A 21312-nucleotide genomic window follows, 5' to 3' on the forward strand; every position below is an offset into this window, starting at 1 on the left:
TTAAATAATGTAAGCGATTAACAATAATCATACCATAGTTTAGGATGACTAGATCAGAAAGTGTTCTTGGTTATACTTATCAACAAATTCAGCAAAGAATGGTAATGATAATTGGACAAAGCCACAACGAGGAACCGTAATCAATTAATCGGCTATAACATACCTGTTTATATTTGCTTATCTTATTTTATATTTGCTTTATATTTGATAATTTCATTTTATATTTCAATCAAATAAAAACCTGCCAGTTTTTTGCTGACAGGTTTTTATATACCCTAATCTGGGAAACTAGGGTTCTGATCTTTCAATTCCGGTGCGTCAGTCGAGTAATCATCGTAAGTACTTTGATTATTATTCTTTGCCTTCACACTCGTCTTGTGTTTCTTCTGATCCTTCTTCAGTTTCTTCAGACTCTTCTTCATGTTGTAAGTGTAGTCCTTCTTGTTAACCTTCTTGAATCCTGGAAGGTTGTAGAACCGAATCAAGTCACCATTCATTACCTTATCGGCTAACCCTAACTCAGTTGTGACGTACTTTTGAATCTTGTCAAACTGCTTCTGTTCCTTTGCCGTTGGGTTCTTGATCTGCTTTCCAGTGGAAGTGTGGTAGTAATCGCCGTTATACTTCGTGTATTTTGGCGTTACCCAGTCACCATTCCGGAATGGCACAATTTGGTTACGATTCTTAGAGAGAAGATCCTGACCAAATTGAATGTACTTGTTGGAACTAATTCCTAATAGGTCTTCAAGGGTTGGCAGAACATCAATTTCACCACCGTAAGTATGGTCAATTCCGCCCTTAAGACCAGGAGCATTGATCATGAATGGCACCTTTTGGAACATTGCCAAGTCGTAGTTAGTAACCTTCTTCTTACCCAAGATTTGAGCAATTGCCGGCCGGTGATTATTTGAAATTCCGTAGTGGTCACCATACAAAATGATGACACTGTTTTGCCGCAAGCCAGACTTATCCAGGTAATCTAAGAATTCACCAATTGATTGATCAAGGTAATGTGCAGTTTGGATATAGTGATCAACCGTGTCATCCCCGGTCTTCCACGCATCAATCGAGGTATTCTTCTTATCAATAATGTATGGATAGTGGTTAGTAACAGTAATCAGCTTTGCGTAGAACGGTTGTGGCAACTGTTCTACATAGTGCATTGATTCCTTCATGAAGATCTTATCCTTCAATCCGTAACCCAATTCCTGATCCTTAACCTTTGGATAGTAACTCTTACTAAAGAAGTATTGGTACCCAAAGGACTTATAAGCATTATCACGGTTCCAGAAACTCGGCACATCCCCGTGGAACGAAGCTGTCGTATAACCCAGCTTTTGGTGCAATAAAGCAGGTGCTGATTGGAACGTGTTGTTTGTTCCGTCAGTAACCATTGCTGAACCTTCTGGCAAACCATAAAGGGAGTTTTCCAGCATCATTTCGGCATCGGCAGTCTTTCCTTGACCAACCTGGTGGAAGAAATTATCAAAAGCCAGAGTATTAGATGAATGGTACAGCTTGTTCAAGTTTGGCATTACTTCTTGACCATTTTGCTTATAATCAATCATAAATTGCTGCAAACTTTCCAAGTGGACAACGAAGATATTCTTTCCCCGCATGGTCCCTTCATATTCAACATTTGGACCAGCATAGTTCTTCTTTAAGAACTTTTGCACTGGCTTTAGCTGTTCCTTATTTGCCTTCGCCTTAACTACACTGTTATGGGTTGTCTTTACCCCATCATAAATAGTGTAAGCCTGTAATCCCAAATACTTAACAATGTAGTTATTATCAAATGTCCGAGTCAACAATTGTGAACGGTTTGATTCAGCCATCCCCAAGTTAACGCCAAATAAGACAAAGCCTAACGCGGTAATCGTCATTGCATAACGAATCTTAAAGTACCGCATATCAACCCGAATAACATGGAACAGGAGTACTAATGCAAGAATAATCACATCAGCGTAAACCAAGAAATCTTCTGGACGAATAATTCCTAGAATACTCGTCCCCAGGTTGTTGGAGGCTGCTCCTGAACCCTTAATAATGTTAAATGTAATAAAATCGGAAAATTCACGGTAGTACAGGATGTTAGCGAACAGCCAGGTTGAGAGTAATGCATTAATAATCAGCATCAACCAGTACGATAGCCGTCCCCTAAAATATAAGGCAATCCCCAGAAAGACTAATGCACCAGGAATAGTATTAAATGCCAAGAGAAAGTGCTGAACACTCCCCTTAACACCTAAATTAAACTCAGTGCTATATGCCCAGTAACTTTTAATTGCAAACAGGAGTACTACTAGCAGAAAAAAGCCAAGCTTGGTATTCAAGCCGTGCCAGAGCTTCTGCAACGCTGTCTTCATAATCGTTCCTCCATTAAAAAATATCAATACTTACAATATTACAACAATTTAGAGCGAGCAACCTTTAAAAACTTATTTCAAAAAAAATTAAGAATAAAGTAGAGTGCGAGCCAGCAGAGAACTTGCGGAAAGCTAACAATTTCTCCCGACTGGATGCTGAAAGCATCTGGGAGGGAGGTTGTTAGCTCTAGCAAGTTCCTGGCGAGCAGATCTTGACTATGTTGCCTAGGAAGGAGCTTAGGCTGAGCACGTTTGAAGTAGAGTGCCTTCGCCCCAAAGAGTTCCCGGAAAGCTAGCAATTTCTCTCGACGAAGGCGACTTGCGCCTAGGAGAGAGGTTGCTAGCTCTAGGGAACTCGGGCGAAGCACGTTTCTACTATGTTACCCCACTCTCCCTTTTTTCTTTGTTGTATTTGCAACAAAATATCATATACTAGGATAGTAAATATTTTGGGGAGGAATCTTAATGTCAAAACGTAAGGCTAATTTACTTTTACTAACCGTCGCCATTCTCTGGGGCGCAAGTTATATTTTTGTCCGAATGGCAATCAATGCTGGAATGCAGTCAGGGATGATTAATGCTGTCCGTGGATCGATGTGTGTCGTTGGCTGTCTCATTGTTTTCAATAAAAGCATCCGTCAAATGACCCGGTTTGATTTCAAAGCTGGACTGTTAATGGGAATCACAAACTTTATTGCCTATTATTTGCAAACTGACGGTCTTCGTTTTACTACGCCAGCCAAAAATGCTTTTATCACTACCATGTACGTTGCTCTATCGCCACTTCTCTTATGGATCTTCTGGCATGAACGACCACGACGGAAAACTTACTTTGTTATTCCGCTAGCGTTAATCGGGATGGGCATTTTAACCAACGTTACGGCTAGTGGATTAGCCTTAAATTATGGTGATCTTCTAACACTTATTTCTTCAATTTTCTGGGCACTCCAATTAATTTTCTTCGGTAAAATTGCCTCTAAAGCTTCAAGTCCCTGGATAATCATCTTTATGATTGGGTTAATTCAAGGGATCGCTGGTTGGTGCGTCTCCTTTACTACTGAAACGCAGACTTTTGCCCACATCCACTGGATCCAAGCACTAATTCCGGTTGCCCTGCTCGCAATTCTTGTTACTTTTGTCGCTCAAGGGCTGCAAATCACTGCCCAAAAGTATACCGACGCTACATCTGCTGGTTTGCTTCTGATGCTTGAATCGTTCTTTGCCAGTGTCCTATCAGTAATTTTAGGATACGATTCCTTAACTCATTCGTTAATCATTGGTGGAGCAATCCTGCTTCTCGCCAACGCTATTATGCAAACTGATCTTCACCGCCTCCCATTCTTAAAACGGACTAATTAATTGCATTTCGGATCAACAATTGGTACTCTGCAATTATCTTTTAACCAGGAATTTTCTGGAAGTTGAAAGGAGCACGCTGATGAAGCTTTCCAAAACAGTTGCTAACCTCCTCCTTGTTTTTGTAACCATTCTTTGGGGGAGCACCTATATTTTCAATAAAATGGTGGTCAATGCCGGAATGCAATCGGGGACCATCAATGCAGTTCGCGGCGCCATGTGTGTGGCTGGCGGGATCATCCTTTTTCATCGTCAATTAAGCCAAGCCACCCGTTTTGACATCAAAGTGGGCTTGATCGTTGGCCTGGTTAACTTTTGCGGTTATTATCTAAGAACACTCGGCCTTCAATCTACGACACCGGCCAAGAGTTCCTTCATCACCGTGACTTACGTTATCTTGACTCCATTAATTTTATGGATTTTTTGGCACGAACGACCACAGCTTAAAATCATTTTTGCGATTCCGCTATCACTCGCTGGAATGGCAATTCTAACGGGGATTACAGGAAGTAGTTGGTCTCTTCAATCAGGCGACTTAATCACCTTCTTCTCCGCCTTTTTCTGGGCATTGCAAATTATCATTTTCGGTAAATATGCGAGCCGAGCATCTAGTCCGTGGATTATCATTACGTTAATCGGGGTTGTCCAAGTAGTTTGCGGCACCCCATTAGCGTTGACAACAGAACGGGCATCCCTTGGCCATATTCAGTGGCTTCAAGCACTTCTCCCACTGGCAATCATTGCTGTGGTGATTACCTTTGCTGCCCGGGGAATCCAGATTAGGGCACAAAAGTACACTGATGCCACTTCTGCCAGTTTGATTTTGATGAGCGAATCATTTTTTGCAACAATCATTTCCGTTATTCTCGGCTACGACCAGCTTTCACCACGATTAGTTATTGGTGGCTTGCTAATTATTATGGCTAACGTGATTATGCAGTTTAATTTCCGCAGTTCAAAGCTAAGAGTACAAGATTAAGCTACATTTAAAACAAAAACCTAAGTTCTCGTCAAGCGGAGACTCAGGTCTTTGTTTTTATTAATTATTTTTACCGCGCTTCACCAATGAATACAGGTCATCTGGTACACCCTTAAGTAATGGCGTCACCTTACCGACGGAAATCATCGTTAACGCATGCATTGCCCGAGAAGCAATCGTGTACAGCAATTGGCGTTCACTGTCATCAGGGTATTCCTGCTCGTTAACGTTCCAGGCGATCACTGCGTCAAATTCTAGCCCCTTAGCCAAGAACGATGGCACAATAATGACCCCATCAACTAAACGCTGGTTTTCTGTCCGAATAAGCGTTGTCTTGACATTCCGTCGCTTTAATTCGTCATAAAGTTTTTCACAATCATTAAGCGTCTTACCGATAATTGCCACTGCATCATGCTCCTGCTGGTACTTCTTTAGCGTTTCAACGACACTATCAACACCGGTAGAATAACTATCAGTTTCAATTACAGTTGGCAAATCACCATTCCGGTCAAAGGCTTCAATTGCCTCCCCATTCGTTAGGAAGTGCTTTGTAAAGTCCGTAATTTGTTTAGTTGACCGATAAGACTTAGTTAATTGAACAACCTTGGTCTTTTCTGGATCAAACATCGTCCCCAATTGCCGTAAGAGCGAACGACTATTTTCATGGGTAAAAATTGCCTGGTTCAAGTCGCCAAGAAGAGTAAAGCGGGCGTTAGGGAAACGGAACTTTAGGTATGCTAATTGGTAAGCATCATAATCCTGAACTTCATCAATGAAAACATACCGAATATCCCGTTGACCCTTCTTTCCGGTCATTAAATCGTAAAGGTAGAGATAAATGGTAATCCCGTTAGCACTAATGTTTCCTTGACGAAGATCATCTTTTGTTTTTTCAACGTATGCTTCCCATTCAGTGGTACTAATGCCAAATTTATCCAGGTCTATGAGTTTAGGGGTTGCCCGTAGAAGGTGAATGAATTGGGCGTTGATATTGAGCCATAAATTATGATCAATCGCCCGTTTTACCGGTGTAAGAGCCTTCATTACAATCTGACGGGCCAAGAACTTGAATTGTTGGTTTTCATCCGCAAATTCTCGTGGCTGGTTGTCCATCAAATCATCAATTTGCTCCTTGCTCAGGTTTTGTACGGCTTCTTCAGCCCACTTACTGCGCATTTCAACGCTCACCCGGTGATTGAGGTACTTGATTAGTGCTTCCTTAGTTCCATCAAGTCGGTTGCCAAGATTGTAGTTATTATTAAATGAATAATAAATTTCTTTGATCTTCTCTTTGCTAATGAAGACTTTTCCGCGGAACATCAAATTGCGAAAACGCATATTGGCTTTCCCAAGGTGCTTAGCGTAACGTCCGGTTGCCTTAAAGTAAGCTAAACTCGTTGTTAGTTGAACTGCCTTTTTGGTTGTCGGATCCTGGCTGCTGTCAAACCGTTGAGCTAGTGTTTCCACATGAAGCCGTGGAACCCGTCGATTAGCAAACTGGTAATAAGTCATCTGGACCATATTATGCTCCCCTAATTCTGGAAGCACTTGGTCAATGTAATCATTAAATAATTGGTTAGGTGAGAAGAGGACCACCTGAGACGAACTCAGATTACCTCGGTAACGGTACAGAAGCCATGCAACCCGTTGAAGAACCGCAGCTGTTTTACCAGAACCTGCAGCCCCCTGGACAAAGAGAAGATCGTCTTTTGTGTCCCGAATAATTTCGTTTTGGGTTCGTTGAATCGTTGTAACAATACTCTTCATCTTAGTGCTGGAATGGGTGCCCAAAGCTTCCAAAAGCATTTGATCACCGACCTGCTCATCAGTATCAAAGATCGTTACAATCGTCCCATCATCAATCTGAAATTGACGTTTGAGGGTCATATTAACTTCCTGAGTACCAACAGGAGTCTCGTAACTAACCTTCCCTAGCTTTCCCTCATAGTAAATTGAAGAAATTGGTGCCCGCCAATCATATACTAGAAAATGATCTGGCTGATCACTAAATGATGCTAAACCAATATAAACGGTTTCGGGTTTTTCAGCACCCTTTTCTTGGAAATCAATTCGGGCAAAATAAGGTTTCTTTTCTAAGCGTTTCAAGGTTGAAAGGCGATCTGCAGCATGTTGCCAGCTGTTTTGCCGTTCATCCAGCATCTGCTGCTGGGCACGGAATGACATTGCCGTATCCATCATCCCAGAATAGGTCGTCGTGTTTAGATGAATATCATCGATCTGTTTATTGATCCCCTTAATATCATGTCGGGCGGTGTGGATCTTTTCCTCGGCCTTCTCCTTCGCCTGTTTGATCTCATCAATAACGTGATCTAAATGCTGCTGTTCAAATTCTTGTACTGACTGTTCGGTCACTCTTTCTACCTCCATTCGTGAAATCGTCTTACTATTATATCATTGATGAAGCGGTGACCGAAACAATATCGCCCTGTTATCGTGAATGCTAAATTATCTTTAAATATTACTGCTACCCTAACTTTTAAGTCCAGAATAACGGTAAAATAGTATAATAATTCGATTCAGAAAGGAGCCGTGTCGATTGGCCAACTTACTTTATATTTTGACTCACATTGCTGAAGTAATCATTCCAATGTTTGAATGGCTCGGGCCGTGGAGTTACGTTCTACTTTTTATGATTATCTTTATGGAAACCGGACTGGTCATTTTTCCGTGGCTCCCGGGAGAATCACTGATTTTTCTTACCGCCTCGTTCATTGCATTTCACCCTGTTCTGAAAATGGAAATTGTAATTCCCGTTTTCTTTTTAGCAGCCTTTATTGGCGATACGGTCAACTACTTCATTGGCCGCTCACTTTCACGCTGGCAATGGCTGGCAAAACGAGTTAACGGTCCCGGAATGGTCAAGGCCCACCAATTATTGGAAAAACACGGGATTAAGACCATTGCTTTCGGTCGTTTTGTACCGCTAATCCGGACGTTTGTGCCGTTAATCGCCGGGACAATGCACTTTGATTTTCGCCGGTTCATGGTCGGCAACCTTCTTGGTGTTATAGTATGGGTTCTCCTTGCCAGTGTCGTTGGTTACTACTTTGGCAGCATCCCATTCGTTAAGGAACACTTCTCGTTAATTATCCTGATTTTTGTTGCTGCTGCTTTGCTGGTTATCGCCACCCTTGCCCTCATTCGTCACATTCGGCGAAAGATCCTTAAGCGGAATAACATGCTGTAACATTAGACTGTCACGGTTCCCACTTACCATTAAAGCATGGTAAAATAGTAGATAATTGTTATTACGTAAAAAGGAGCTGATCAAGTTGGCAATTACTGTCTACTTTGTTCGTCATGGTCAAACATACCTTAACCGCTATAATCGGATGCAGGGATGGTCTGACGCTCCCCTTACCGAAAAGGGGATTGAAGATGCTAAGCGTGTAGGAAAGGCACTATCGAAGGTTAAGTTTGATTATATTTTCAGTAGCGATCTTTCACGGGCAGTTAATACCGCACGGTTGCTCCTTGCTGCTGATCCTAATACCGACCTTAAGGAGCCAATTCAAGAACCAGCATTTCGAGAAATCTTCTTTGGCTTCTTTGAAGGAGCAAATGGCGGTGCAGTTGCCGACATTGTTGGTGGTAAATATGGCTACCATACATTCTCACAAATGGCTGCTGGCTGGGGCACTGATGAACTTAAAGATCGAATTGCAAAGGCGGATCAATATGGGGACGCTGAAGATGCTGAACGTTTTTGGCACCGAATGGATAAGGGCTTTGATCGATTACGCAACCTGCCAGATAACTCTGTTGCGGTTGTCGTTTCACACGGTGCTGCTATCCGTTCAATCGCTGATCGCTACCTTGAAGGGGTCGATCAAAATGTTTCGCCACGAAACGGCAGCATTATGAAAATGACACTAACTGATACTGATACTCATGTGGACTTCTATAACCAACTCCACATTCCTGATAAATAAAATAATTAAACCAAAAGGGGGAACACTATCTTTCAATGGATAACATACAAACTGAAGAGCCAGTATTAATCACTGGGTTAAACACCGAACAAGAAGACTTTGATTATTCCATGACCGAACTTGCTGAACTAACCCAGGCAAATCACATGAAGGTAATCGACCGGATTGATCAGTCAATTGACCGGCCTAATCCAGCTACCTACTTCGGAAGTGGTAAGGTTGATGAAATTAAAGAAGCAGTTTTAGCTGAAAATGTTTCAACCGTGATCACTAATGATGAGTTAACTCCTAGTCAGTTACGAAACCTTGAGGACGAACTTGGCTGTCGTGTTCTTGACCGTACTGCACTGATCCTTGAAATTTTCGCTGAACGGGCACAGTCCAAGGAAGCCAAACTCCAAGTTCAAATTGCAGAATTACAATACCGACTGCCACGATTACAGACTAGTGCTAACCAACGACTTGATCAGCAAACCGGTGGCGGTAGCGGCTTCACTAACCGGGGATCCGGTGAAACCAAGTTGGAAATGAACCGGCGGACAATTCAGAATTCAATCAGCCACCTGCGAAAAGAACTGCGGGTAATTGATCGTTCCGAAGAAGTTAAACGGAAGCAACGGGACAAGAGTGCCATTCCAACGGCTGCCCTCGTTGGTTATACTAACGCTGGTAAGTCTACGATCATGAATGGCCTCGTTGAAAAATATGGTGCTGGCGAAGACAAGACTGTTTTTGAAAAGGATATGCTATTTGCTACTTTGGATACCAGTGTTCGTCAATTAACATTACCGGATCAAAAACGGTTCTTACTTAGTGATACGGTCGGCTTTGTCAGCAAGTTGCCAACCCACCTTGTTGAATCATTCAAGTCAACGCTTGCTGAAGCAGCCAATGCTGACCTGTTGATTCAGGTAATTGACGCTTCAGACCCACATTACGAAGACATGATGAAAACCACTCAAGAAACTCTAAAGCAGATTGGAATCGAAAACATTCCAATGTTGTATGTCTTCAACAAGGCTGATAAGACCGACATGGAATATCCAGTACTTGAGGGTGACGATCAAATTGTGATTTCTGCTAAGGACGATGAATCACTCGATCTCCTCGTTTCAGCTATTCGGAAGCACCTCTTCCAAGACTATGTTGAAGCCAAAATGCTGATCCCGTTTGCGGACGGAAATGTTGTTTCATACCTTAACGAAAATACCAACATTTTGAATACTGAATACCAAAACAGCGGAACTGTTCTAACCGTTGAACTTTCGCAAAAAGATTACGATAAGTATCAAAAATACGTTATTCAATAAATAGGAAGCTGGGAATTAACCCATTTAAGAGCCTGGTGGGCTAACCTAGAACGATGAATGATGATGAATTCATCAGAGTCGTTCGTAGTTAGACTCGAAGGCTCGGGTTAATTTCCGCAATTAGACTCTGTAAGTTCGGAGATAACTAAATATAGATAGAGGGTGAGAAAAACTTTTATTTTTCTCACCCTCTATCTATATTTATATAAGTGATACTACGCTGCTCCCCGATTAATCATCCCCATAATCCAGGAAACGATTAATACCAGAATTACTGCACCGATAATCGAAGGGACAATTGCCATTCCAGCAACTTGTGGTCCCCAAGCACCGAGGACAGCCTCACCCAATGACGAACCTACTAGTCCGGCAATAATATTGCTGATGACTCCCATGGAACCACCACGACGAGTAATCGCTCCGGCAATCAATCCAATGACACCACCAACGATTAATACCCAAATCCAATGGAACATTTACATCCCCTCCTTTTATTCAGCTAATTCTTCTTTTTTCTTAGCGGCTTTCTTCTTTAACTCATCTGCTTTTGCTTGAGCCTTACCGTGAGTTTCTTGTGCTTTACCTTCTGCCCCACGAACCTTGTCCTTAGTTAGCTTTCCTTCAACCTGTTTTAACTTGCCAACAACCTTATTCTTAATACTCTTTTTGCTAGTCATAGTCTGCTCCTTTCTCTATCCGAATGACTGTGCGCTAGTAACTTTCTTTGATGATTTGATCATAACAATAAGCGGTTTCGTTAGCGATACTTTGCTAGTCTGCTTATGAAAGTATTAATATTAATTATCTTTTCCTTAAGTTAACAAAAGACGTGAAGATACTAATTTAACAGCATCCTCACGTCTTTTAACGTCTGCTCACTTATTAATTATGAATTAAAAACGAACTTCATTCTTAACATTTTTTCCTTCAACAATCGCTGCAACATCATTCAAACTAACCTGAACCATATTGCGAACAGCGGTAGTCGTCATGAAGGCAACGTGTGGTGTCACTACCACGTTTGGCATTGCAACTAATTCCTTGAAGTCAGCCGGAACGTCCGCTGGCGAAACTTTCTTACTAAAGTAGGTTGTTTCATCACCAAGCGTATCAAGGCCGGCTCCCGCAATTTCATGATTCTTCAGGGCTGCAATCAAATCATTAGTATTAACCACTTGTCCCCGTGCCATGTTAATCAAAATTGCATTATTCTTCATTTGCTTAAACTGTGGAGCTGCAAACATGTTTTCCGTACTGGAAGTCAACGGAACGTGGAGAGTAATAATGTCAGCTTCCTTTAACGCGGTTTCAAGGTCAACAAATGCATCAACATATGGTGCATAAACAACACTAGTTTCTCGTGTAACCGCAATTACCCGTGCACCTAGCGCCTTATAGATCTGGGCGGTTGCACCGCCAATATGACCGAGGCCGACAATCGCAACGGTTTGGTTATAGATTTCATTACTAACTAGATCCTTGCTCCAGCGGAAGTCAGCGTCATTTACCATCCGTTCCTTAAACTCGCCAATCCGTCGTAAAAGGTACATTGCGTGAGTTAGCCCCATTTCCGCAATCGCCCGTGGAGAGTAGATAGAAACATTTGTGATTTTCAGACCATTTTTCTTTGCTAACTCAAGATCAAACATGTCAAATCCTGCTGTCCGGGTTGATAGTTGCTTAATCCCAAATTGCTTTAACTTAGTATAGATGGCTGGATCATCAATCTTGCTGGTTTGAAGAACTGAAATTCCATCAAAGCCCTCCACTAAATCAATGGTTGAAGTCGTTAATTGCTCCCTAACCAATTTAACTTCATTGCCAGTTTTAGTCGCCCATTCCTTAGCGTATGGTACTTCCTTATCATCTACGCCAAACATAATTAGCTTCATTTGAAACCCCATCCTTTTCATATTTGTGTGTAAAAAATCGCTTACATTCTTTATTATACTAAATTATTAGGACAAACAAAAAGCTGGAGACCAGTTTAACTAGCCTTCAGCTTTTAAATTAGAAAGTTATTTTTCAAGTTAAGCAGCCTTAGTTTCCCGACAAGTGACAAAATCACGCTGAATCCAAACGGAAACAATCATTGCTAAAGCATCAATAATAACAAAGACAATCAAAGTTACATAGTAATTGTGGAGTACTTGGTGAGTGTAGGAAAGAAGGATTGGTCCAACCATCCCCGCTGCAGCCCAGGCAGTCAAGATGTAGCCATGAATTGCTCCTAATTCCTTTGTTCCAAAGACATCGCCAAGGTATGCTGGAATTACTGAGAATCCGGCACCGTAGCATGACATTAACAAGCAGAGCGCTAATGCAAAGATAAATGGTGTCTTGAAGAAGAGGAGAACGAAGAGCATTAAAATATCTAACACAAAGATCAAACTATATGTGAGTGGCCGACCGATAAAGTCAGATAATGTTGCCCAGGCAAGTCGACCGAAACCGTTGAATAAACCAATGATCCCGACCATTACCGCAGCAGCACTGGCAGTCATTGTCGTCATGTTCTGAGCCATTGGTGATGCAGCTGAAACAAGTCCAATTCCAGTTGTGATGTTGATAAAGAACATGAACCACAAGAATGCAAAAGTCCGGGTCTTTAATGCTTGGTTGGCAGTTAATTCTTGGTTGGTTAAACTTACCCGTTGAGCGTTCTCAGCGATTGCTTGTGGTAATTCATGAGGACGTGGCTTTTTAATAAATTGAGCAGCCACAATCATTACAACAAAGTAAAATGCTCCTAAAACGTAAAAGGTATTAGCAATCCCAACAAGTGCCATCAGGTGTTGAGCAACTGGACCAGTAAGCATTGCCGCAAAACCGAATCCCATAATCGCTAACCCGGTAGCTAACCCCCGCTTGTCAGGGAACCAGCGAACAATTGTTGATACTGGTGTAACATAGCCAGAACCTAACCCTAATCCGCCAATAACACCATACGCTAAGTAAAGCAACCATAAGTGGTGTGATTGGATAGCTAATCCGGTTAATGCGATTCCGCTTCCGTAACAAATACTTGAGATTGTTCCAGTAACGTTTGGGCCAAACTTTTCAACCAACCGTCCCATAAATGCAGCTGACATTCCTAAAAAGAAGATTGCCAAACTAAATGCAAATGATACTGATGTTTCCTTCCAACCAGTATAGGCAGAAATTGGCTTGGTGAATACACTCCAAGCATATACCCCACCAATCATTAAGTGGAGAATTACCCCCGCAATTGCGACTCCATACCGGTTTCTCGTCTTTGCCATTCTTGATACTTCCTTTACTATTATTTCCGAACATTATTTTTAAATAAGCTCTATTAGTTCGGTGTTTAAAAAATAGCACAGGATTTTTAATTAAACAATAAGTAAAACACGAACTTTAATGTTGTAAGCGATTAAATAATAAATTATTAAAAGAGCCGGAAAAGTTAATGCTTTTCCAGCTCTTATTAATCATAATTAAATTCTATTTATTATCTTGACCGTTTGATGTAAAGCCATCGCCCTTACCCATTGGACCGTGTTCGTTAGCTTTTAAGCTTTCGACAGTTGGTGCACGGAATTCGTGTGATGCAATTCCCTTCATCGTTAATAAGAGTAACAAGTTAAAGACAACTGCGATTCCGAGAAGGACAAGGTTACAGAACAATGTGTAGTGAGTACCAAGACCACCACTGATTGAATCACGAAGACCAAGAATTGAGTAGGTCATTGGTAAGTACCAGTGAATAACGTTGTAGAACTTCATGGTAACTTCCATTGGGAATGTCCCACCGGAACCACCAAGTTGTAACATCAGAAGAACCATGGCAACAAACCGTCCTGGGTTATCAAAGGTCATCGACAAGAACATTACGACGGCCATTGAAGCGAGTCCAAAGAGGATTGTTGTGGTAAAGAATGACGGAACGTGGTCAATTGTTAGTCCACACATCATCATGATTCCACATTCAACAACGGCCATGGCAATTGCGGCTACCGCACCAACGACAACCTTACTGAACCACCAAGCAGTTGCAGAAGCATCTGGATCCGCAACCCGCCGAATTGGGTAAACAAAGTTGAAGACCAACATACCAACATAGAGGGCAACTGACAAAACATAAGGTGCCAATGCATGACCGTAGTTTGGTACGTAACTGTAGTTAGAGTGCTTTTCAACTGAAGGTTCAGCAATCATCTTAGCAGTCCGGTTAGAAGTCTTAATACCGTTGATCGTCTTTGCACCCTTGCCAAGAGCAGTTGAGAGCTTAGCAGCACCAACATTTAACTTGGTAATTCCCTGAACAAGGGCAGGTGAATTATCAACTAATTGCTGGGTACCAGCAGCTAATTGGTTAACCCCCGCAGTCAATGCAGGAACCTGACCATTCAGTTGACCAAGGGCACCAGCAAGTTGACCAGCACCAGCATTTAATGCACCAGAGTTAGCCGTTAATTGACCAACCCCAGCACCTGCTTGCGCAACCCCAGCGGTGTATTGACCAATCCCAGATGTTAACGCCCCGGCACCAGCGGCAGCGGTATCTACTCCGTTAGTGTATTGGTTGACACCAGCGTTCAACGTATTGGCACCAGAAGAAATTTGGCCAGTAGCTTCTTTCAATTTATTAACAGCATCTGGCATTGACGATAAAGTACCCTTATAACCATTTAAAGTGTTTAGTAATGTATTAGCTTGCTTGATTGTGCCATCAGCATTATCAAGAATTGTTGACATTTGAGAAAGCTGACCAAGTTGCGATTGCATATCACTTAGAGAACTCCCCAAGCTATTTAAACTAGTTAATGTATCACCCACACTGGCAATAGTTTTAGCACTTTCCCCAGCAGTTTTAGCATTTGCTCCAGCTTGTGCAGCTAATGCACCTAATTGGCTCTTAATATTATTATCACTAGTTGAACCTGCAAGTTCTTGTAATTTACCAGCGATCTCAGCATCACTTTTGGCAACACTACCGGCTCCGCTTGCAGCACTCGTTAATTGTCCTTTAACCTGACTGACACCAGCAAGAGCACCAGAAGCCTGTTGAAGCTTACCCGCACTTTCTTGAACACCAGCTAAAGCAGCCTTAGCAGTCGTTAAACCAGCTTGTAATTGGGTTAATCCCTTTTGAAGGTCCTGGGCTTGATTCATTGCCCCCATAATACCGTTAAAGTCAATATTGCCTAGCTGACTATTAACAGTACTATTTAACTGACTTGCACCAGTTGCTAATCGATCAGATCCACTTCGTAACTGACCAGAATTACCGCTCAATGTATTCAAGCCGCCTTGCAACTGGCTCGCACCAGAGTTCAACGCACCAGAATTAGCGTTCAACTTGCTCAATCCAGCAGCAAGCTGACCGACACCACCAGTGTATTGGCGGATACCGCTAGCAAGCGTTTGACTACCAGATGCTAATTGTTGAGCACCGGCAGCTAATGGGGCAACGCTTACCCGTAATGTTTGAACACCGTTGTTTACTTGGGAAACCCCGGCGACGTATTGGTTAACCCCGCTTTGAAGAGTAACCATTCCAGTACTCAATTGCTTTGCCCCGTTAGAAGCAGTACTCATTCCCTTACCAACAGTATGCAAAGCCTTGAACATTGCCGTAGCGTATGCCCGGGTAACTTGTGCCCGAATACTTTCGTTTAGCTTAGTCATCCCGAGTTGACTAATTACTTGACCAATGTAGTTAAGAGAACCATTAGTCTCGTACTTCAACTGCATTTGCTTAGGATGCTTATCCAATACAGTTGTGGCGTTTTTCGAAAAGTCCTTTGGGATCGTCACTACTGTGTAATATTTCCGGTGGGTTAAACCGTAATGTGCCTTTTCTGGTGAAACGATTTCCCACTTTAATTGCTTATTCTTCTTTAATTCTTTAACCATCCGGTGTCCAATATCCATCGTTTGTCCACGATATTCAACTGGAACATCCTTATTGACAACCGCTACTGGTAAGTTTTCTGTACTCCCATATGGATCCCAAACAGACTTCAGGAAAAAGATACTGTAAAGGAATGGGATGATACAAATAACAGTAGTGGAAATCAATAATAGTCGATTGTGCAGGATATTCTTAAATTCTGCTTTAATCGCATTCCACATTTCTATTCTCCTCTTATCCCCTAAATATTTTTATTAATAGTTTCATCGTTTTTGTTCCAATTGACGACCAATTGATAACGACTGCATCGTTCGTTTGGCAAATTCAATCACATGCTCAATTGAAACATCATAGTTTTTCTCCTGCCACCAATAAAACGTGCCGATCAGTGCGCCACTCAAAACATAAGCCAGCATCTCCGGATCATCGGTTTGTTGTAATAATTGGATAACAGAATCATTGCTCTTTTCACGCCGACGTTCCAACATAATCTGGCTTAAGATATGCATCATTTCAGCATACAGCGAACTATGAGCACTTTCAGATGCTAAGTGCCGAAAAACGTTCTTATGATCATTGACGTAGTAAATTAACTGCTTAATTAGATCATCTTCAGAATCACTACTATCAACCAAGTGGTTTATTTGTGTTCCCAGAGTTTGTTCAAGGAGGTCATATTTATCACGGAAATAACGGTAAAAACTGCTCCGGTGTAATAACGCTTCTTGACAAATCTGGTCAACGGTTAAGTGCTCAAAGGAATATTCTTCAAGCAACGTCAACAATGCATTTTGAAAATCACGCACGGTTCTCGTGACTCGCACAACTTTCCCCTCCTTTTCGCCGATTTTGCAATGAATATTGTAAACCGTGTCAAAAATAGACAACAGAGTTAATTTGGCACGTCTGCTCTAAAATAAGACAAAAAGAAACTATTGTCTCATTAAGATTGGGACAATAGTTTTACTATCCAACATTTTATTCAATTGTAGTTCTTTGATTTGAAGTTCGTTGACGATAAGCAACCTGAGCTTTCAGCCCATAGTCGGCAGTTGTCATGATTGTGGTGCCGCTTCGGCCGGGAATTTTGTTTGGCCCGTCAACCACGACCAAGTTGGCCAAATAAATTCGGTACTTCTGGTGGGCTTCCCGAACATCGGTCAACCCAATCTTCGAAATATGCCCAACTGGCCGTCGCTCCATTTGGTTCATCCCCATATAAATTTCGAGGCGGTGACGAAGCGGATCATGGACCAGTTCAAAAAATGGTGGAATTGACTCCGCATTCAATGCTTGAACTGGTTTATGGGTCTCTTGGTATTGACGGATAATCTCCCGTTCATTCATCCCGTTAAAATCATTGACAAAGATCTTTTCTGTTAAGAGCCGGTCAACCACTTTTTGGAGGTTCTCCTGTTCCGCTTGGTCAATCTCAACGGTTGCGGGAATAGTATCTGCACCATCAAAAAGGCCGTTTGACTGGTTAGCAAGCCCGGTTGAATACCGGTTTGCTCCCCGTCTCATTTGTGACTGATTATTATCCGCAAATCTTTGCCCCGTAATTTTGGCAATCCGTGGAGACAAAAAATCAAATTGTGATGTCTTTCCTAAAAAGTAAAAAACAAAGTTAACGTAAATAAAGTATGTGATTGCAATCATCGCTAAGCAATACAAAAAGCCTCGCAACCAGGCTTGGTTAATGAATAAGCGAAAAGTCACGTATACCAAATAAATATCACCCAGAGTTGCCAGAATAATATAAATCCGGTTCTTTAATTTAACGTCCAAGTTAAAGTAACTTAGCGATGAGTTAATCATATCGAGAAAACTAAACATTAGTTAGGTTCACCCCGCTTATTGATTATCAGTCGTGGTCTGATTATTAGTATTTTGACCACTATTTGATTGACCTGTCTGGTTTTCATTGCCAGTTGAAGTATTACCACCGTTATTTTGCTTATTCTGGGTAGTAGTCGAGGATGAGCGTTCAGTATCGTTCCCAGTATTATTTTGATTTTCCTGAGTAGTTGAATTGTTATTACTACGAGTACTGGAAGATTGCTGTTCGCTTTCATCCTGTTGTGAAGATGACCGGCTAACTGAACTACTGTCATCAGAGTCCATTCGTCGACTAACCGATGAGGTAGAACTTACTCGTGCACCTTCAGATGTATGCGTTGCGTGATTAACCACAACGTTAGTAGCTCCCAGTGCTAATACGATTGAAAACAACGCAAAGGGAGTTACGAAAGGTGGGATTTTATTTGCCATAAATAAATGCTCCTTTTCTACAACCTATCATACTCGCTTTTTTCCTCCATAAATGTTAAGGAAAATTGAAATTATTTTGCCTTTTTCTTGTTTGCCCGACAATTAGCACAAATGCCATGCAGTTCAAACGTATGCCCATTAATTTTGGCCCCCGGCAGCTGCTTGGCAAAAAAAGCATAGTCAATCGGTGGCATTTTGATCTCTTGCACCCTGCCACAAACATCACAAATAAAATGATGGTGATGGTTGGAATCACAACAAACCTTAACCTGCATCCGTTCACCAGCTTGTCTCGTTTCAACAATCCCCAAGCTTTCAAAATCCTTTAGGTTCCGGTATACAGTTCCATGGCTAAGTCCCGGATTATCCTTTCGCAAGCGCTGATCAACATCCGTAAAATCAATGTAGTGATCAGGATGCTCAGCTAAAATCTCAATCATTTGCTGACGCTGCTTAGTCCATCGTGAACCATTATCCTTTAATACCTTACGAGCTTGCTCTACAAGGGTACTCATCTAATGCCACCTCCCCAATGAGAAAAATATTCTACCACAAATCAGTCTTTTTCTGAACTGATTCGTCTTACTATTTGGTCAATCTGATTAGTTGTTTGCGACCAGGAATCATTAACAACAACGTTTGCAATCCCTTTAAGCTCATCTGGCAAATGAAGGTCCCGATGATACTCAGGGCTCTTCAGTCTTGAATGAACTGCCCGTAATTTATCTCCCCGTTTAACCATTCGATGAGCTAACGATGCAATATGACTCACCGTCAAAAAGATAATTACCGCGCGATCACCAAGCTTCTGGTAATAGGTGAACGCGCCCTTAGTATCCAGCACAATCACGTTATCATGCCCCGTCTGCCATCCCGCAACCAAGCTTTCCAATGAAGAGCCGTAAAGGTGGTGATCATATTCAACGGATTCTAATAAATGAAGTTTGTTCATTGAAGCTGGCGTCTCAAAATGGTAATCAACCCCATCCCGTTCATTTGGGCGAGATGCTCGCGTTGTATGGGTAATAACCCGTTCCATTTTGTAACGGTCATGAAGATACTTAGCAACCGTTGTTTTTCCCGAACCAGCTGCACCGGCAATTACAAATACTTTCCCGAAATTCATATTACTTGGTTAAATGATCGTTAACTTGATCGAGAAGTTGCTTGAGATTGTCGTAAGTCAACCGTTCCCGAGCGTCAGCATAGTTAAACCAACCGCAGTTTTTAATTTCTTCTGCTTGTAAATGAATATCTTCGCTCTGCGTTAAGTCTGCAGTATACAGCGTCATCTGCTTCCGATTACCATTTGGCAAGTCATATTCGGTATATACATGAAAACTAGTGTCGATTGGCAGCACTAATTGCGTTTCTTCTTTAATTTCTCGCTTAGCAGTCTCTTCTAAGGTTTCGTTTCCTTCAACGTGACCTTTAGGGAATCCCCAAAAATGGCCCTTATTCTGACTTTCTAACAGTAAATATTCAATTTCACCATTATTCTTTCGGTAAACAACAGCACCACTAGTGATTTCAATTGCCATAGTTACTTGACTCCCTTTAAAAATAATCTAATGTTTCTAATTGACTTTTAATGTTAATCAAATGTATTATATTTAGTATCCGCGACAGGAATTGTCCCTTGTCGCTAAATTTATTATAGCAAAGGTGGGTTAAAGATGGGCTTAAACATTTTCCGAAAAGAAAGCCTCGATCGTTACCTTGGAGCTGATAAGCTTTTTGTTAAGACGATGAATGCTCGTGATCTGATGGCTATCGGGATCGGAACCGTCATTGGGACTGGGATTTTCATTCTTCCTGGTACCATCGCGGCTAAGCAAGCTGGACCGGGAGTCTCCCTTTCCTTCTTGCTTTCCGCAATTGTCTGTGCATTTGCTGCAATGTGTTATGCTGAGTTTGCTTCAGCATTACCCGTTGCTGGTAGTGCTTATTCTTATGGTAACGTGGTGTTCGGCGAATTCTTTGGTTGGCTCCTTGGCTGGGCGCTGGTTCTGGAATATATGCTTGCCGTGGCATCAGTCTCAACGGGGTGGGCGGCCTACTTTAATTCATTTATTGAAAGTTTTGGGTTAAAGATTCCCCATGCCTTATCTGGTCCATTTGATCCCGCACACGGTACATATATCAATATCGTTGCGGTTGTCATCGTCCTCTTAATCACCGTAATGTTATCTCGTGGTCTGCAATCTTCCGTTCGGGTTAACAACATTGCGGTGGTGATTAAAGTTGCCATTATTCTAATTTTTATTGTTGCTGGATTGTTCTTCATCAAGCCAAAGAATTACCACCCATTCTTGCCTTACCACATGAGCGGGGTTATTCATGGGGCAACGATTGGTTTCTTTGCTTACTTAGGTTTTGACTGTGTTTCTAGTTCAGCTGCTGAGGTGAAGAATCCAAAGCGCAACATGCCGCTTGGAATTATCGGGACTTTAGGAATTGTTACCCTGCTCTACATGGGGGTTGCTATTGTTCTTACAGGGATGGTGAAGTATACACGACTGGATGTCGCTAACCCGGTATCATACGCTCTTCAGCTAGTTCACCAAAACTGGCTGGCAGAACTGCTTTCAATCGGGGCACTAATTGGAATGTTTACCATGATGGTTGCCATGATCTACTCAAGTTCTCGACTAATTTACGCGATCGGCCGTGACGGATTACTCCCAGCATTTCTGGGAAAGCTAGATAAGAAGAGTCACTCTCCACAAGTGGCCCTCTGGATTGTGGCCGTGATCATCGCTACCATGGGCGGTTTAGTTTCACTTGATCAATTAACTAGTTTAGTTAACATTGGGACCTTATTTGCCTTTACACTGGTTTCATTTGGAATTATTCCTCTCCGTCGCCGAAAGGATATTGGTAATCGTGGTGGCTTTAAGGTTCCCCTTTACCCATTTATTCCGATTCTTTCCGGACTGCTTTGTCTGGCAATGATGACCCAGTTACAGCTCGAAACTTATATTGGTGCCGGAATTTGGTTTACACTGGGAATCATTATCTACTTCACTTATGGTTACTGGCACAGTAAACTAAACGACAAACAAAATTAAATTTAAAGCTCTGCGGATTGGCTCCATTTCAGAAGCTAATCCGCTTTCTTATTCCCTGATAAATATTTGACAGCCCAGTTTCAAGTTTGTTAGTGTTTTTAACAATCTGTTTTAAAATTTATTGTTAA

General features: G+C 41.9%; 19 protein-coding genes. 6 read left to right on the forward strand and 13 right to left on the reverse strand.

Annotated features, from left to right (window positions below; genetic code table 11):
* Positions 1 to 275: 275 nt before the first annotated feature.
* On the reverse strand, positions 276 to 2366 hold the full coding sequence (locus N4627_RS08115) for an LTA synthase family protein (protein WP_098044547.1): 2091 nt from the start codon (positions 2364 to 2366) through the stop codon (positions 276 to 278).
* Between the two features lie 465 nt (positions 2367 to 2831).
* On the opposite strand from N4627_RS08115, the gene N4627_RS08120 reads away from it, so the two are divergent.
* Both N4627_RS08120 and N4627_RS08125 read left to right on the forward strand, forming a co-directional pair.
* Positions 2832 to 3725: a DMT family transporter gene (locus N4627_RS08120; RefSeq protein ID WP_191336873.1), complete on the forward strand. Its 894-nt coding sequence runs from the start codon at positions 2832 to 2834 to the stop codon at positions 3723 to 3725.
* A gap of 79 nt (positions 3726 to 3804) precedes the next feature.
* The gene (locus N4627_RS08125) at positions 3805 to 4701 is read left to right on the forward strand and encodes a DMT family transporter (RefSeq protein ID WP_003716552.1); all 897 of its coding nucleotides are present in this window, start codon (positions 3805 to 3807) and stop codon (positions 4699 to 4701) included.
* Between the two features lie 60 nt (positions 4702 to 4761).
* Here the strand turns inward: N4627_RS08125 and helD are convergent, their stop codons facing one another.
* On the reverse strand, positions 4762 to 7089 hold the full coding sequence (gene helD, locus N4627_RS08130) for an RNA polymerase recycling motor HelD (RefSeq protein WP_003716551.1): 2328 nt from the start codon (positions 7087 to 7089) through the stop codon (positions 4762 to 4764).
* 169 nt (positions 7090 to 7258) lie between these two features.
* On the opposite strand from helD, the gene N4627_RS08135 reads away from it, so the two are divergent.
* From N4627_RS08135 to hflX, 3 genes are all read left to right on the forward strand, one after another.
* Positions 7259 to 7909, forward strand: a complete 651-nt coding sequence (locus N4627_RS08135) for a VTT domain-containing protein (RefSeq protein ID WP_003716550.1) — start codon at positions 7259 to 7261, stop codon at positions 7907 to 7909.
* An 85-nt stretch (positions 7910 to 7994) separates the two neighbouring features.
* Entirely contained in the window at positions 7995 to 8654 is a 660-nt protein-coding gene (locus tag N4627_RS08140; protein WP_003716549.1) for a histidine phosphatase family protein, read from the forward strand.
* A gap of 35 nt (positions 8655 to 8689) precedes the next feature.
* Positions 8690 to 9964 carry a GTPase HflX gene (gene hflX / locus N4627_RS08145; protein ID WP_003716548.1) on the forward strand — a complete coding sequence of 425 codons (1275 nt, stop codon included), beginning with the start codon at positions 8690 to 8692 and terminating at the stop codon, positions 9962 to 9964.
* Positions 9965 to 10179: 215 nt separating this feature from the next.
* On the opposite strand, the gene N4627_RS08150 is transcribed toward hflX, so the two are convergent.
* From N4627_RS08150 to N4627_RS08200, 11 genes are all read right to left on the reverse strand, one after another.
* Complete coding sequence (locus N4627_RS08150) at positions 10180 to 10440, reverse strand: GlsB/YeaQ/YmgE family stress response membrane protein (RefSeq protein ID WP_260964648.1); 261 nt, start codon at positions 10438 to 10440, stop codon at positions 10180 to 10182.
* 15 nt (positions 10441 to 10455) lie between these two features.
* Positions 10456 to 10641, reverse strand: a complete 186-nt coding sequence (locus N4627_RS08155; RefSeq protein ID WP_260964650.1) for a CsbD family protein — start codon at positions 10639 to 10641, stop codon at positions 10456 to 10458.
* 216 nt (positions 10642 to 10857) lie between these two features.
* The gene (locus N4627_RS08160; RefSeq protein ID WP_260964652.1) at positions 10858 to 11856 is read right to left on the reverse strand and encodes a D-2-hydroxyacid dehydrogenase; all 999 of its coding nucleotides are present in this window, start codon (positions 11854 to 11856) and stop codon (positions 10858 to 10860) included.
* 138 nt (positions 11857 to 11994) lie between these two features.
* The gene (locus tag N4627_RS08165; protein ID WP_260964653.1) at positions 11995 to 13227 is read right to left on the reverse strand and encodes an L-lactate MFS transporter; all 1233 of its coding nucleotides are present in this window, start codon (positions 13225 to 13227) and stop codon (positions 11995 to 11997) included.
* Between the two features lie 202 nt (positions 13228 to 13429).
* Positions 13430 to 16063, reverse strand: a complete 2634-nt coding sequence (locus tag N4627_RS08170; RefSeq protein WP_260964655.1) for a YhgE/Pip domain-containing protein — start codon at positions 16061 to 16063, stop codon at positions 13430 to 13432.
* 42 nt (positions 16064 to 16105) lie between these two features.
* On the reverse strand, positions 16106 to 16666 hold the full coding sequence (locus N4627_RS08175) for a TetR/AcrR family transcriptional regulator (RefSeq protein ID WP_098044539.1): 561 nt from the start codon (positions 16664 to 16666) through the stop codon (positions 16106 to 16108).
* A 154-nt stretch (positions 16667 to 16820) separates the two neighbouring features.
* A complete protein-coding gene (locus tag N4627_RS08180) occupies positions 16821 to 17678 on the reverse strand; it encodes a DUF6681 family protein (RefSeq protein WP_003716541.1) in 858 nt (285 codons plus the stop codon).
* Positions 17679 to 17696: 18 nt separating this feature from the next.
* A complete protein-coding gene (locus N4627_RS08185; protein ID WP_003716540.1) occupies positions 17697 to 18113 on the reverse strand; it encodes a hypothetical protein in 417 nt (138 codons plus the stop codon).
* Positions 18114 to 18184: 71 nt separating this feature from the next.
* Positions 18185 to 18628: a Fur family transcriptional regulator gene (locus N4627_RS08190; RefSeq protein ID WP_003716539.1), complete on the reverse strand. Its 444-nt coding sequence runs from the start codon at positions 18626 to 18628 to the stop codon at positions 18185 to 18187.
* A 41-nt stretch (positions 18629 to 18669) separates the two neighbouring features.
* Positions 18670 to 19239: a guanylate kinase gene (locus N4627_RS08195; RefSeq protein WP_191336868.1), complete on the reverse strand. Its 570-nt coding sequence runs from the start codon at positions 19237 to 19239 to the stop codon at positions 18670 to 18672.
* A 1-nt stretch (position 19240) separates the two neighbouring features.
* Positions 19241 to 19654 carry a bis(5'-nucleosyl)-tetraphosphatase gene (locus tag N4627_RS08200; protein WP_003716537.1) on the reverse strand — a complete coding sequence of 138 codons (414 nt, stop codon included), beginning with the start codon at positions 19652 to 19654 and terminating at the stop codon, positions 19241 to 19243.
* 135 nt (positions 19655 to 19789) lie between these two features.
* On the opposite strand from N4627_RS08200, the gene N4627_RS08205 reads away from it, so the two are divergent.
* Positions 19790 to 21184 carry an APC family permease gene (locus tag N4627_RS08205; protein ID WP_003716536.1) on the forward strand — a complete coding sequence of 465 codons (1395 nt, stop codon included), beginning with the start codon at positions 19790 to 19792 and terminating at the stop codon, positions 21182 to 21184.
* The last annotated feature ends 128 nt before the right edge of the window (positions 21185 to 21312 follow it).

This window comes from Limosilactobacillus vaginalis, assembly GCF_025311515.1.
GTDB lineage: Bacteria > Bacillota > Bacilli > Lactobacillales > Lactobacillaceae > Limosilactobacillus > Limosilactobacillus vaginalis.

Coding starts and splice junctions, on each gene's coding strand:
- N4627_RS08125 (WP_003716552.1), top strand. CDS start 3,805: ATGAAGCTTTCCAAAACAGTTGCTAACCTCCTCCTTGTTTTTGTAACC.
- N4627_RS08160 (WP_260964652.1), bottom strand. CDS start 11,856: ATGAAGCTAATTATGTTTGGCGTAGATGATAAGGAAGTACCATACGCT.
- N4627_RS08180 (WP_003716541.1), bottom strand. CDS start 17,678: ATGTTTAGTTTTCTCGATATGATTAACTCATCGCTAAGTTACTTTAAC.
- N4627_RS08165 (WP_260964653.1), bottom strand. CDS start 13,227: ATGGCAAAGACGAGAAACCGGTATGGAGTCGCAATTGCGGGGGTAATT.
- N4627_RS08170 (WP_260964655.1), bottom strand. CDS start 16,063: ATGTGGAATGCGATTAAAGCAGAATTTAAGAATATCCTGCACAATCGA.
- N4627_RS08150 (WP_260964648.1), bottom strand. CDS start 10,440: ATGTTCCATTGGATTTGGGTATTAATCGTTGGTGGTGTCATTGGATTG.
- hflX (WP_003716548.1), top strand. CDS start 8,690: ATGGATAACATACAAACTGAAGAGCCAGTATTAATCACTGGGTTAAAC.
- N4627_RS08155 (WP_260964650.1), bottom strand. CDS start 10,641: ATGACTAGCAAAAAGAGTATTAAGAATAAGGTTGTTGGCAAGTTAAAA.
- N4627_RS08190 (WP_003716539.1), bottom strand. CDS start 18,628: ATGAGTACCCTTGTAGAGCAAGCTCGTAAGGTATTAAAGGATAATGGT.
- N4627_RS08185 (WP_003716540.1), bottom strand. CDS start 18,113: ATGGCAAATAAAATCCCACCTTTCGTAACTCCCTTTGCGTTGTTTTCA.
- N4627_RS08195 (WP_191336868.1), bottom strand. CDS start 19,239: ATGAATTTCGGGAAAGTATTTGTAATTGCCGGTGCAGCTGGTTCGGGA.
- N4627_RS08115 (WP_098044547.1), bottom strand. CDS start 2,366: ATGAAGACAGCGTTGCAGAAGCTCTGGCACGGCTTGAATACCAAGCTT.
- helD (WP_003716551.1), bottom strand. CDS start 7,089: ATGGAGGTAGAAAGAGTGACCGAACAGTCAGTACAAGAATTTGAACAG.
- N4627_RS08200 (WP_003716537.1), bottom strand. CDS start 19,654: ATGGCAATTGAAATCACTAGTGGTGCTGTTGTTTACCGAAAGAATAAT.
- N4627_RS08120 (WP_191336873.1), top strand. CDS start 2,832: ATGTCAAAACGTAAGGCTAATTTACTTTTACTAACCGTCGCCATTCTC.
- N4627_RS08205 (WP_003716536.1), top strand. CDS start 19,790: ATGGGCTTAAACATTTTCCGAAAAGAAAGCCTCGATCGTTACCTTGGA.